Source organism: Buttiauxella sp. 3AFRM03 (assembly GCF_003675305.1).
Classification (GTDB): Bacteria; Pseudomonadota; Gammaproteobacteria; order Enterobacterales; family Enterobacteriaceae; genus Buttiauxella; species Buttiauxella ferragutiae.
The window spans coordinates 1,517,557-1,530,915 of sequence record NZ_CP033076.1 but is presented as its reverse complement, the minus strand read 5'-3'; the positions used below and the strand labels follow the sequence as shown (position 1 = coordinate 1,530,915).

The following is a 13,359-nucleotide window of genomic DNA, read 5'->3' as shown; positions in this document are numbered from 1 at the left end:
ACTGCTATCTTGCAGGCGTTCTGTTGCACTCTCTGTATGTTTCGCAAACAGGCAATAAACGCAGCCGTAATTGCAACTGACCAGCGCTCCACGAAATAGTATGCTTAGTGTACGCATGGCTAACTTAACTCATAGCTGTGCATCAGACTGTTTATTTCATTCGAATACAGCCAGGGGCCAATGGCATCAGACCAGGCTAAACTAAACCCTTCCTGGCAAGAGTTATCTGTTTGCAGTGCCATCTCCAGCGCGACAAGTTCCAGCAACTGAGGATAATTTTGCAGGGGGGGCTTTGGAAACGTTGCTTATAAGGTGGCAGTGACAGCCCGCTGCTGTGCAATAAATTCTGAATGATAAATCGCCGCTGCTGATTGTCCTGATTTAACTGAAAGCCATAGCTGACTTCAGAAAAACCTTTAGCGTCACGCTGTACATAGTCTTGCAAAATTGCTCTGACACTTTCCTGCCCCACGGCGTATTCACATTGAATAATGTAGACTATGTGTATAAGAATGAGCACCGCAACCGAGACCTATCATTCCGTCATTCTGGCAGCAGTATTTCCCTTGTCCCGCGTGGCTATTGTTGCGCCGGAACATCCGCATACTCCCTTGTTCCTGCAAAAAATCACGCCCAAGTTCGTAAAGTTCTAAGCGTTCATCATCCCATGACTTACCCGACAGGCCGATACCAGTAAGTGGCCTGACATAAAGTGGGTAAAGAAAGATCTCTTCAGGGTTAAATTTCAGCGCAGTTTTCAAAGTGAAAAGCCAGCTTTGAGGGGTTTGAAAGGCCAGTCCATAGATCAAATCGATATTTAGTACCGGAATACCTGCATCACGTATGGCATCAAGCGTACGAAAGTACGCTGTGCCCGACCACCGGGCCGCCAGCCTGACCGCGACGACGGAGCGTCCAAGCTGTTCAGCTATCCTGGTGGTGTCCATTTTGTCGTAATGTTTCTCAAGGAAGCGCAATTCCCGGAGTGTCCACCGGGTACGATGATTACGGTTACTCACGAAGGCTCTCTCGCCGGGTTATGCCACCGCGGTGGGTGAGAAGGGTGATGATGGTTAAGCTCACAGGATTATTCTCCAGAATACCGTCCGGTATTATCTGCATGTGTTCAGCGAAATAATGCGGTGACACGCATTATAATAATGGTGATGTGTAATCAAGGGTGTAATTCATTTTTTATAATACAAAATTAAACAACATTTCTTCTTGTGTGAGTGATATAAATATGGTTCGCAATTTATATTATTCACAAAATATCCTGAAATAATTTTAGTGTGTTAGATAATATTTCAAACAAATTATCTGAAGCCTTGCGCTGCGGCATTCTTCATGGGTGCGAAGGGGGAAGACAGCACAATATCAATAACATGTGGATTTAATGGCCTTTACGTTTATTTATATTATTGATAATAATGAAGCCCCATTTTTTATTATGGGTCCTTTCTGCATTAAACGAATTCAAACCTTCAGGAGAGTAATACGCTATGGCTGATTCATTTCAGGCGGAAATACCTAAGGCGCGCGTTAATATCAAGCTCGATCTGCACACGGGTGGTGCGCAGAAGAAAATGGAATTACCACTGAAGTTGTTGAGTATCGGTGATTTCAGTAACGGCAAGGCGGAAGGCACACTGTCTGAGCGCGAAAAAATCAATATCAATAAAAACAACTTCGATAACGTGCTCGCCGATCTTAATCCCGAAGTCAGCCTGACGGTTAAAAATACCCTCACTGATGAAGGGGGCGAAGAAAGTATCCGGTTGCAATTCCGGTCAATGAAAGATTTCGAACCTGAACAGGTTGCCCGCCAAATTCCTCAACTGAAAGCCATGCTGGCGATGCGTAATTTATTGCGCGATTTGAAATCGAACCTGCTTGACAATGTCACTTTCAGGAAAGAACTGGAAATTATATTAAAAGACGCTTCGCTTTCCGATGAACTGCGTAATGAACTGAATGCCCTTGCCCCGGCCCAGGATTAATTTCTGGAAACATTAACGGAATATTACCGAGAAAATGCTGATGTCAGTCAATAATGAATCACAGGATCTGGCGGGCGGTGCCACTGTTGAAAAAACGCTGCCACAAAGTGGGGTCTATGCCTCGCTGTTTGACAAAATTAATTTAACGCCGGTCGCTGAAATCGGTGACCTGAATGGTTTTGACGATAATACCGTCATGGCGGAAACTTCCGCCGACGCGCGCGTGACCGCCGCGGTAAAAGTCTTCATGCAGTGCCTGCAAAAATCAGGTCAGCAGGTTGAAAAACTGGACAAGACGCTGCTGGATCACCATATCGCGGAGCTGGATTTCCAGATCAGCCGTCAGCTTGATGAAGTCATGCATCATGACGCGTTTCAGCGTGTCGAAGGGGTCTGGCGGGGCCTGAAATCGCTGGTCGATAAAACCGATTTTCGCCAGAACGTGAAGCTGGAATTACTCGATTTGTCCAAAGACGCGTTGCGTCAGGACTTCGAGGATGCGCCGGAAATCATCCAGTGTGGACTGTACCAGCAGACGTATATCGCGGAATACGACACCCCGGGCGGTGAGCCGATTGCTGCCGTCATCTCGGCATACGAATTTGATGCCTCAGCCCAGGATGTGGCGCTGATGCGCAATATCTCAAAAGTCGCCGCTGCCGCACACATGCCCTTTATTGGTGCCGCAGGCCCGGCATTCTTTTTAAAAGACGACATGGAGCAGGTCGCGGCCATCAAAGATATCGGCAACTACTTTGACCGTGCCGAATACATCAAATGGAAAAGTTTCCGTGAGACGGACGATTCCCGCTACATCGGCCTGGTGATGCCACGCGTACTGGGCCGCCTGCCGTATGGCCCGGATACTGTGCCGGTGCGCAGCTTCAACTATGTTGAAGAAGTGAAGGGGCCGCAACATGATAAATACCTGTGGACTAATGCCTCGTTCGCCTTTGCCGCTAACATGGTGAGCAGCTTTATCAACAACGGCTGGTGCGTGCAAATTCGTGGCCCGCAGGCGGGTGGTGCAGTGAAAGACCTGCCCATCCACCTGTATGACCTCGGCACAGGTAACCAGGTGAAGATCCCGTCAGAAGTGATGATCCCGGAAACCCGCGAATTTGAATTCGCTAACCTCGGTTTTATCCCGCTCTCGTATTACAAAAACCGTGATTACGCCTGCTTTTTCTCGGCGAACTCCACCCAGAAACCGGCCCTGTACGACACGGCGGATGCGACGGCCAACAGTCGTATCAATGCCCGTCTGCCATACATCTTCCTGCTGTCGCGTATCGCCCACTACCTGAAACTCATTCAGCGCGAAAATATCGGCACCACCAAGGACAGACGTCTGCTGGAGCTTGAGCTCAACACCTGGGTACGTGGTCTGGTGACTGAAATGACCGATCCGGGCGATGAACTGCAGGCATCCCACCCGCTGCGCGATGCGAAGGTCGAGGTGGAAGATATCGAGGATAACCCGGGCTTCTTCCGCGTGAAACTGTATGCCGTACCACACTTCCAGGTGGAGGGTATGGACGTCAACCTGTCACTGGTTTCCCGGATGCCCAAGGCGAAATCGTAACGTAAGGCAGGAAGCCGATGAAAACGGAACAACCGTTATGGGGCAGGGGCATTATGGTCTCTCCCCAGCACTTCCAGCAACAGGCCGCGTACGCGGCCTGGTCTGCGGAATGCATTGCCCGACTGGGCCTCAGTCATCCCTGGGGGGTGCTCGAGTCGACCTTTGAACCGGACGCACTGAAACTCGGTCGTCTGCAGGCCCGTAGGCTGCATGTCCGTTTTCAGGACGGGACGCTTATCGATACAGATAATGCCGATGCCCTGCCACCGGCCCTGTCACTTCAGGACTGTGAAGCGCATGACATCGTGGTGGTGCTGGCACTGCCCCTGTTACGGGCGAATGGCGGTAACTGCCTGGCCCCCGATGACGTGGCCGATCGTCCGGTACGTTACCGCCAGCGCTGGCAGGATGTGCGCAACCAGTTTGGTGAAGACACCCGGCAGATTGCGGTGATGCAGCCAGAACTGACGCTACGCTTTGCCCATCAGAACAACAGTGATTATCTGATCTGCCCGGTGGCCCGTCTGCAACAGGATCAGCAGGGTGTCTGGACGCCTGATGAGACCTTCCTCCCGCCGCTGTTGACCGTACAGAGCAGCCGCTGGCTGGTGACCCAGCTCGGACATCTGATGATCCAGCTGCGCGCCCGTCTTGCCCGTCTGATGGCCATGCGCCGTGAAAGCAATGAGCGGATGGCGGATTTTGCGGTGGCTGATGTGTCACTCTTCTGGTTGCTGAATGCCCTGAACAGTGCAGAGCCGGTACTCGGTCAGTTTCTGCGTTATCCGCAGAGTCCGGCTGAACGACTGTATCCGGAGCTGGCACGGCTTGCCGGCAGTCTGCTCACCTTCTCCCTTGAGCATCAGGTCAGTGCCATTCCGGCCTGGCAGCACGACCAGCTGAATGCTGTTTTCCCGCCATTGTTTGATTTACTGAGCGATTTGCTGGAAGCGAGTCTGCCGTCACGGGTGGTACCCGTTGAACTTGAGCACGACAAGCGCCTGCACTTCTGGCAGGCCCGTCTGCACGATCCGCGTCTGCGTGAAGGGGCCGACTTCTACCTGTCGGTGCGCTCGCCCATCCCGGCGGCGCAGTTGCAGGAACAGTTCCCGCGCCAGTGCAAAGTGGGGAGCCCGGATCACGTCAGGGGGATCGTCAACTCCTCCCGGGAGGGGGTACCACTGACCCCGCTGCGCCATGTCCCGGCGGCGATTCCGCTGCGTCTGGAGAATCAGTATTTCAGCCTCGATGTGTCCCATCCCCTGGCCACCGAGATGCTCGACAGCGGCAGTTGCATGTTTTATGTCCCGGGGATGCTCGGTGAGCCTGAACTTGAACTCTTTGCGGTGCTGAGAACATGAGTGAGCGTAAACGTGGCACTCCCGCGTCCCTTGATATTGATGCGCTGCTGCAGAACACTTGGCTGCAGGTTGTCAGCCTGCGCCATGGCCCGCAGTTTCAGGAAGGGGAAGGCCGGATTCTGTGGGAACGCTGTATCACTGACCTGGCGCACGTACAACACACACTGAAAGAGAGCGGGCTGGATGACGCCAGCGTTCAGCATATTCTCACGGCACTGTGTGCACTGCTTGACGAGGCGGTCAAAGGTCGCGGCGTCGAGGACGACGCCTGCGTACAGTGGTATGACATTCCGCTGCAGGGCCACTTTCTCGGCACCATGGATGCCGGTGACACCCTGTGTGACCGGATGCGTGATGTGCTGCGTGAGCCTGCACCCGATCCTGTCGTTCTCACCTGTTTTCAGCGCGTCATGATGCTGGGGTTTCTCGGTCATTTCCGCTCGGTGAACGATCCTGACCGGCAGAAACTGGTTCAGGATCTCAGTGAGCATGTCTCTCCCTTCAGCTATCCACAGATCCATTCGGTACTGGCAGAAAGCCCGCCGGGTCGGGGGATGGGGGCTGGCTGTCCTCGTGGCCGGTACGCATTGGCCTGAGTATTCTGGTGGTCGCGGCCCTGTGGTGGGGACTGAACCACTGGCTTGATCAGATGCTGATAACCCTGTTGCCCGGGGCGGTGAAATGAGTCCAGCACAACAGCGCGGGCTTGCCGTGTGGGCCGCTGCGCTGAGCGCCGTCGTCTGCCTGGGCTTTCTGCCGGTGTCCCGGCTGGTTTCTGTCCTCATCCTGCTGGTCGTGCTGGGGCTGATTACCGCGGTCGGGTATGCCATGAGCCGTCGGGCAGAGCACGACGAGACCCCGGGACTCGATAATCTTCCGGACGCGACATATCGCCAGCCAGTGGTGCTGGTCTGCGGCGATCTGCCGCAGGCCTGGCCGGGGCCGTCGCCGGTGCTGACCGTCACCCGGGGATGCTGGATCCGGGTCGACGAGAATCAGAGCCTGGATCAGGTGGCCCGGCAGGTATTGTGGCAGCGTCCGGACTGGGGGCGTCAGCTCTCGGTAATGGTCAGTGTCTGCCCGCAGCAGCATGCAGACAGCGAAGCCCTGACCGGTCGTCTGCTGGCCCTGCGCTGGCAAATCAGCCAGCTGCGTCGTGAAACCGGGCATACCGTGCCACTTCTCCTCAACGTCCAGGTCGGCAGCGCGATAGTGAATGACCTGCTCTGGCAGGCCGCCCTTCCGGGGGAAGGGATCTGCGTCTGGCGGGCGTCTTCGGCGCCCAGTCCCGTGTCAGCCTGGGTCACGAGCGGTGGCGCGATAGTCATGCAGCAACAGGTGCTGATGAACAGCCTGATGACCTGGTGCCAGCACCACGTCAACGCGGTATTGATGGATGAAAAACCGGATATCCCGGCGATGACGCCCACCGTGATGTTATGGGGGATGGGACCAATCCTTTCCGGGAGTCTCGCCACGTCTGTCTGGACCGCCTGGCTGACACGTCATTCCGCCCTGCAACACGTGGCGGGCTGGCAACCGGTGGGGACCGACAGCACGGTCATGTCACTGCTGCCTGATTTCGTGCTGCCCCTGCTGCCGGAAGGCCTGGGTCTCACGCCCCGGAACCGCACCGGGCGCCGGGCGCTCGGACTTTTCACCCTGGCTGCTGTGGTGGCCCTGTTCAGCAGTGGCTGGAACAACCGCCAGCTGTTGCACCGCCTGAGCGTCGATATTGCGCATTATGACCGGCTCTCCAGGGATGATGACGGCCCGAAAGCGGATGCCGTGAATGTCTTACGTCAGGATGCCGCACAACTTAATGACTGGGCTCGTCATGGTGAGCCCGTTCGTCTGGGCCTCGGTCTGTATCAGGGCGAGCGTCTGCGTATGCCAGTGCTGGACGCCATACGCTCGTATGTCCCGCCATCGCCCAAACCTCAACCGAAGCCAAAGCCGGCACCGAAAATTGTGCGCCTCGACAGCATGTCGCTGTTCGATTCCGGTAAGTCTGTACTGAAAACCGGCTCCACCAGAATGCTGGTCAATTCACTGGTGGGTATCAAAGCCAGACCGGGCTGGTTGATTGTGGTGACGGGCCATACCGATAACACCGGCAATCCGGAACGCAATCAGGTGCTCTCTCAGAAACGTGCCGAAGCCGTTCGGGACTGGATGCGGGATACCGGGGATGTCTCTGAAAGTTGCTTTGCGGTTCAGGGCTATGGCGAAAACCGCCCACTGAAATCCAACGATACGGAGGCTGGCCGTGCGGTCAATCGTCGTGTCGAAATTAGTCTGGTGCCACAGGCAGATGCCTGTCGCATATCGGGCGAAAAACCAGCGTCACCGGATGTACGTGACGTTTCAACTCAAGAAATGGAGAAGTAAATCATGGCAATTCCAGTCTACCTGTGGCTGAAAGACGACGGTGGAGCGGACATCAAAGGTTCCGTTGACGTTAAATCCCGTGAAGGCAGCATCGAAGTGGTGGCACAGGAGCATAACCTGTACATCCCGACAGACAACAATACTGGCAAACTGACGGGCACCCGTATTCACACGCCGTTCCTGTTCACCAAAGAGCTCGATTGCTCCACCCCGTATCTGTACAAAGCGGTAACCACAGGCCAGACCCTGAAATCTGCTGAGTTTAAATGGTACCGCATCAACGACGCAGGTCAGGAAGTGGAGTACTTCAACACGAAACTGGAAAACGTCAAGCTGGTGAGAGTGTCCTCGCTGATGTACGACATCAAAGATGCATCCAAAGAAAAGCACAACCACCTGGAAACGGTCGAGCTTCGCTATGAAAAAATCACCTGGACCTATAAAGACGGCAACATCATTCATGCCGATTCCTGGAACGAACGCACTACCGGCTGATTGACTTCAAAGGCAGAGCATCTCTGCCTTTTTTAAAGGAGAAGAACTGTGGATTCTTTCGATTGTGCAACGATTGGTTATGACCCTACAGGCAAGACATTAGCCACACACACAGGCATCCCTCAGCCCGCTCAGCAGGCTGTTATTCCTTCTGTGGTTGAAGAAAAAAGAGCGCAAATTCAAGGCGGAGCAGAATTGTCAATCAATGTCTGGAAGGATTCCATGGGCATTGTTTACATCCTGGATGGGCAGCATCGGTTTGTTGCTTCATGTATTGAGAAGAAAAAAATCAAGCTCAACTGGAAAAAAGTGGGTTTCCCGGGATTCCGTAATGGATGGGGGGCAACCAGACATGAGCAAGTTGTACCCGCGAAGGAACGACTTAAACGCAAATAATAGTTAACAACATAAATATGTGGTTATGAATAACCACATATTTTCCGCTAATTTTTGACCTTATGAGCATTGGTTAACGGCTACGGGCGGTAGCGTACCCAAACAAGGAACAGATCATGGAACAGCAGTCAGCCGTATTACTTCGCCGTTTAAACCCTTACTGTGCCCGCGCCATGGGCGGTGCCGCCTCCCTGTGCCAGACCCGTGCGCATGCGGAAATCCTGCCGGAGCACTGGCTGCTGAAACTGCTGGAGCAGGGCGAAGGTGACCTCACGGTACTGGCGCGTCGCTATGAATGGGATATGGACGCCCTGTGGCAGGATTTGCTCGGCTGGCTGGATAAACAACCGCGATCTGTTTGTGGCCGTCCGCAGTTGTCTGACAACATTCAGACGCTGATGCAGCAAGCCTGGCTGATGGCTTCACTCAACGGAGAAGAGCACATCCGCAGTGTCCATCTGCTGATGGCCCTGGTGGATAAGCCGACACTGGCACGCTGTGACGGTCTGTGGCCCCTGCTGACGCTGGGGCAGAGCCAGCTGGCACGCCTGCGTCCGTTACTGGATGCGCACTCGGATGAGCGCCCGGAAGTCCAGCAGGACGCGGAACAGGTGCTGCGTCATAGTGGTGACGTGGAGTTTGTTGGTCGCCCGGTCGGGGCAGAGATAAAAGACGGTGAACTCAACCCGGCGCTGCAAAACGCGCTGGATAAATTCACCCTCGACGTTACCGCTAAAGCGAAAGCGGGCAACATCGATCCGGTGTTTGGCCGTGATACCGAAATTCGCCAGATGGTCGATATCCTGTCCCGTCGCCGAAAAAACAACCCGATCCTGGTCGGTGAACCGGGTGTCGGTAAAACCGCCCTGGTGGAAGGGCTGGCGCTGCGCATTGCCGAAGGTAACGTGCCGGAAAGCCTGAAAAACGTCAGCCTGCGCACCCTCGATCTTGGTTTGCTGCAGGCGGGCGCGGGCGTGAAAGGCGAGTTTGAGCAGCGCCTGAAAAACGTCATCGACGCGGTGCAGCAGTCGCCCACACCCATTCTGCTGTTTATCGACGAAGCCCACACCATTATCGGTGCCGGCAATCAGGCGGGCGGCGCGGATGCCGCTAACCTGCTGAAACCGGCACTGGCACGGGGCGAACTGCGCACTATCGCCGCCACGACCTGGAGTGAGTACAAACAGTATTTTGAACGCGATGCGGCACTCGAGCGCCGCTTCCAGATGGTGAAAGTCGACGAGCCGGACGACGAGACCGCCTGCCTGATGCTCAGAGGCCTGAAATCCCGCTATGCCGGGCACCACAACGTCCATATCACCGATGATGCCGTGCGTGCTGCGGTCACCCTGTCGCGCCGCTATCTGACCGGTCGCCAGTTGCCGGATAAGGCTGTCGATCTGCTCGACACCGCGGCGGCGCGTGTGCGTATGAGCCTTGACACCGTACCGGAGCCGTTAACACGCATTCGCGCGCAAATCACGGCGCTGGACATCGAAAAACAGGCGCTGCTGGAAGATATTGCTGTGGGGAGCAGCAGACAGGGCGAGCGTCTGGCGGTGATTGAACAGGAAGAAATCAGCCTGCTTGCCGAGCTGGACGAGCGCGAGACGCAGTATGGCCAGGAGCTGGCGCTGACGGAGCAATTGCTGGAAACCCGCCAGGATATCTCCCGCCAGAGTGAAACCCGCGACCTGCAACAGCAACTGAACGACATGCAGCAAAACAGCCCGTTGCTGCCTGTCGATGTCGACACCCGCACCGTTGCCAGCGTGATTGCCGACTGGACCGGGGTGCCGCTCTCCTCGCTGATGAAGGACGAACAGACCGGACTGCTGAACCTGGAAGGGGAAATCAGCCAACGCGTGGTAGGCCAGGACGTGGCGCTCAACGCTATCGCGCAACGGCTGCGCGCGGCTAAAACCGGGCTGACGTCCGAAAATGGTCCACAGGGTGTGTTTCTGCTGGTCGGCCCGAGCGGCACCGGTAAAACCGAGACCGCACTGACGCTTGCGGATGTGCTGTACGGCGGCGAAAAGTCGCTTATCACCATCAACCTGTCGGAGTACCAGGAGCCGCATACTGTTTCCCAGCTGAAGGGCTCGCCTCCGGGCTACGTCGGCTACGGCCAGGGCGGTATTCTGACCGAAGCGGTGCGAAAGCGCCCGTACAGCGTGGTGCTGCTTGATGAAGTGGAAAAAGCGCACCGTGACGTCATGAACCTGTTCTACCAGGTGTTCGACCGCGGCTTCATGCGCGACGGCGAAGGACGGGAAATCGACTTCCGTAACACCGTTATTCTGATGACTGCCAACCTCGGCAGCGACCCCATTATGCAACGGCTGGATGAACAGCCGGACGCGACAGAAGGGGATCTGCACGAGCTGCTGCGCCCCATCCTGCGCGACCACTTTCAGCCGGCCCTGCTGGCCCGCTTCCAGACTGTGATTTACCGCCCGCTGAATGAGACCGCGATGCGTACCATCGTGCAGATGAAACTGGCACAGGTGAGCAAACGCCTGCACCGGCACTATGGCCTGAAAACTGAAATCGACGAGAGTCTGTATGACGCGCTGACCGCCGCCTGCCTGCTGCCGGACACTGGCGCACGTAACGTCGACAGCCTGCTGAATCAACAAATTCTGCCGGTGCTGAGCCAGCAACTGCTGACGCACATGGCTGCAAAACAGAAACCGCAGTTGTTACGCCTTAGCTGGAGTGAGGAAGAGGGTATCGGGCTGGCGTTTGACCGTACACCAGGAGTGAACGCATGAGCAGCAGTCTCCCGATTAGATTCAGTCATCACCACCACCTGCTGGCGGTAAAAGGATGTGAGCCGGCGCTTGACGTGCTGGCCTTTGAAGGCCGGGAAACCCTGAGTCAGCCCTTCCGCTATCGGGTGGAATTTACCAGTGCAGACCATGCCATCAGCAAAGAAATGATGCTGATGAAAGCAGGGGCACTGACGCTGCAGGCCCCGATTGACCAGGGCTATGGTATTAAGGTTCAGCAGCCGGTCCGGGTCATCCAGGGTGTGGTGAGCGGCTTTGAGCGCCTCAGCACCTCGAAAGATGAAACGCATTACGCCCTGACGCTCATGCCGCGTCTGGCGCTGCTTGACCGCTCGCACCAGAACGCCATCTATCAGGACATGTCTGTCCCGCAAATTGTGGAACAAATCCTGCGCGAGCGCCACAGCATGCGCGGCCAGGATTTCCTGTTCTCACTGAACAGAGAGTACCCGCGCCGCGAACAGGTGATGCAGTACGGTGAGGATGACCTGCACTTTATCACCCGTCTGCTGGGTGAGGTGGGGATATGGTTCCGCTTCACCGCCGACGCGCGCCTTAACATCGATGTGGTGGAGTTTTACGACAGCCAGCAGGGTTACGGGAAAGACCTGAGTCTGCCGTCGGTCCCGCCGTCGGGGCAGCATTCGCAGGGCGTGGACGCGGTGTGGGGGATGGAGAGCCATCATAACGTGGTGCAGAAACAGGTCAGCACCCGCGATTACAACTACCGCCAGGCCACTGAAGACATGAATACCCAGGTCGATGCGACCCGGGGCGATACCACCACTTACGGGGATGCCTATCACTACGCCGACAACTACCTGACGCCGGGCAGCACGTATGACCACAACCCGCCCCCGGAGTCGGGCGCATTCTATGCCCGTCTGCGCCATGAACGCTACCTGAACGGGCAGACGCGGCTCAGTGGTATCACCACCTGCCCGACACTCACACCCGGTCAGGTGGTGAACGTCACCGGGGGCTATGAAGTGGCGGAGGTTTTCAGCAAGGGCGTGCTCATCACGGCGATGACCAGTTTTGCCCGTCGTGACCGGGATTTTGAAGTGCATGTTGACGGCATTCCGGACAGCACTGATGTGAGTTTCCGTGCCGAACCCGGCTCACGCCCGGTGATGGCCGGTACGTTACCGGCGCGCGTGACCAGCACCACCGAAAATGACCCCTATGGCCATATCGATAAAGACGGTCGCTACCGCGTCAACATGCTGTTTGACCGCGATAACTGGGAAACCGGGTTTGAGAGTCTGTGGGTACGTCAGTCCCGCCCGTATGCGGGAGACACCTACGGTCTGCATCTGCCGTTACTGGCGGGCACCGAAGTGGCGATTGGCTTTGAGGACGGCAACCCGGACCGGCCATACATCGCAGGCGTACTGCATGACTCAGCGCACGGCGACCACGTCACCATCCGTAACTACAAACGCAACGTGCTGCGCACCCCGGCGAACAACAAAATCCGTCTCGATGACACGCGCAGCCAGGAGCATATCAAGGTCTCCACGGAGTACGGTGGCAAGAGTCAGCTGAACCTCGGCCACCTCGTTGACAGTAAAAAGCAGAAGCGTGGGGAAGGGTTTGAGCTGCGCACCGACAGCTGGGGCACGATACGGGCGCAGAAAGGGATATTCATCAGCGCCGACGGTCAGGCGAAAGCGCAGGGGCAGGTGCTGGAGATGCAACCGGCGGTCAGTAACCTGAACCATGCCCGGGAGCAGATGAGCGCCATTTCAAATGATGCGCAGGCGGCTACGGCGAACCCGGCCGACCTGCAGGCGCAAATCAGTCTTCTGGAACAACAGCTGACGGACCTGAAGAAGTCGGTGCTGCTGCTGAGTGCGCCGGACGGCATGGCGCTGACCAGCGGAGAACATCTGCAGTTATCAGCTGATAACAACCTGATCGCCACGGCGGGCAAGCATGCCGATATCAGCGTGGCGAAGAACCTGTTTATCGGGGTCGGTCATGCCCTGAGCGTATTTGTGAGAAAGCTCGGCATTAAGTTGATAGCCAATCAGGGGCCGGTGCAGGTGCAGGCGCAGAACGACCTGATGGCATTGCTGGCCCGCAAGGAAATCAGCATTGTCAGCACGGAAGATGAAATCAAAATCATCGCGAAAAAGAAAATCACCCTGAACGGGGGAGGGAGTTATATCACGCTGGATGGCAATGCCATCGAGTCGGCTACGCTCGGGGACTATCGCACCCGGGCAGGACACTATGATCGACAGGAAAAAGCGAACAATCCTGAAGACTTCTCAAGTCTTGCGTCTGAAGTCAATGAACCCACCACTACCTTCAAGTTTTCCTGACAAGGAGTC

At 56.1% G+C, this 13,359-nt stretch carries 9 protein-coding genes and 1 pseudogene; 9 read left to right on the top strand and 1 reads right to left on the bottom strand.

Annotated elements, in window-relative coordinates; all coding sequences use genetic code 11:
- Positions 1-479: 479 nt before the first annotated feature.
- Positions 480-1,019 carry a hypothetical protein gene (locus D8682_RS08705; protein WP_162303004.1) on the bottom strand — a complete coding sequence of 180 codons (540 nt, stop codon included), beginning with the start codon at positions 1,017-1,019 and terminating at the stop codon, positions 480-482.
- Between the two features lie 483 nt (positions 1,020-1,502).
- Here D8682_RS08705 and tssB point away from each other — a divergent pair, with 483 nt between their 5' ends.
- The 9 genes and pseudogenes from tssB to D8682_RS08660 all read left to right on the top strand — a co-directional run bounded on the left by tssB (position 1,503) and on the right by D8682_RS08660 (position 13,350).
- Positions 1,503-2,000, top strand: coding sequence for a type VI secretion system contractile sheath small subunit (gene tssB / locus D8682_RS08700; protein ID WP_121814074.1), 498 nt, complete (start codon positions 1,503-1,505; stop codon positions 1,998-2,000).
- Between the two features lie 34 nt (positions 2,001-2,034).
- On the top strand, positions 2,035-3,585 hold the full coding sequence (gene tssC / locus D8682_RS08695) for a type VI secretion system contractile sheath large subunit (RefSeq protein ID WP_121814073.1): 1,551 nt from the start codon (positions 2,035-2,037) through the stop codon (positions 3,583-3,585).
- A 17-nt stretch (positions 3,586-3,602) separates the two neighbouring features.
- Entirely contained in the window at positions 3,603-4,946 is a 1,344-nt protein-coding gene (tssK, locus tag D8682_RS08690; protein WP_121814072.1) for a type VI secretion system baseplate subunit TssK, read from the top strand.
- A pseudogene (gene tssL, locus D8682_RS08685) lies at positions 4,943-5,631 on the top strand (type VI secretion system protein TssL, short form). Before tssK ends, tssL begins: the two are co-directional and overlap by 4 nt.
- Complete coding sequence (locus D8682_RS08680) at positions 5,628-7,337, top strand: OmpA family protein (protein ID WP_121814071.1); 1,710 nt, start codon at positions 5,628-5,630, stop codon at positions 7,335-7,337. Before tssL ends, D8682_RS08680 begins: the two are co-directional and overlap by 4 nt.
- Before the next feature lie 3 nt (positions 7,338-7,340).
- Positions 7,341-7,832, top strand: coding sequence for an Hcp family type VI secretion system effector (locus D8682_RS08675; RefSeq protein ID WP_121814070.1), 492 nt, complete (start codon positions 7,341-7,343; stop codon positions 7,830-7,832).
- Between the two features lie 48 nt (positions 7,833-7,880).
- Complete coding sequence (locus D8682_RS08670; protein WP_121814069.1) at positions 7,881-8,228, top strand: hypothetical protein; 348 nt, start codon at positions 7,881-7,883, stop codon at positions 8,226-8,228.
- Between the two features lie 116 nt (positions 8,229-8,344).
- Positions 8,345-11,002: a type VI secretion system ATPase TssH gene (gene tssH, locus D8682_RS08665; protein ID WP_121814068.1), complete on the top strand. Its 2,658-nt coding sequence runs from the start codon at positions 8,345-8,347 to the stop codon at positions 11,000-11,002.
- Complete coding sequence (locus D8682_RS08660) at positions 10,999-13,350, top strand: type VI secretion system Vgr family protein (RefSeq protein ID WP_121814067.1); 2,352 nt, start codon at positions 10,999-11,001, stop codon at positions 13,348-13,350. The genes tssH and D8682_RS08660 overlap by 4 nt, the downstream gene beginning before the upstream one ends.
- The last annotated feature ends 9 nt before the right edge of the window (positions 13,351-13,359 follow it).

What these genes read in the sequence shown, in the direction of transcription:
- tssB (WP_121814074.1), top strand. Translation starts at nt 1,503, where the DNA reads ATGGCTGATTCATTTCAGGCGGAAATACCTAAGGCGCGCGTTAATATC.
- tssC (WP_121814073.1), top strand. Translation starts at nt 2,035, where the DNA reads ATGCTGATGTCAGTCAATAATGAATCACAGGATCTGGCGGGCGGTGCC.
- tssK (WP_121814072.1), top strand. Translation starts at nt 3,603, where the DNA reads ATGAAAACGGAACAACCGTTATGGGGCAGGGGCATTATGGTCTCTCCC.
- D8682_RS08680 (WP_121814071.1), top strand. Translation starts at nt 5,628, where the DNA reads ATGAGTCCAGCACAACAGCGCGGGCTTGCCGTGTGGGCCGCTGCGCTG.
- D8682_RS08675 (WP_121814070.1), top strand. Translation starts at nt 7,341, where the DNA reads ATGGCAATTCCAGTCTACCTGTGGCTGAAAGACGACGGTGGAGCGGAC.
- tssH (WP_121814068.1), top strand. Translation starts at nt 8,345, where the DNA reads ATGGAACAGCAGTCAGCCGTATTACTTCGCCGTTTAAACCCTTACTGT.
- D8682_RS08660 (WP_121814067.1), top strand. Translation starts at nt 10,999, where the DNA reads ATGAGCAGCAGTCTCCCGATTAGATTCAGTCATCACCACCACCTGCTG.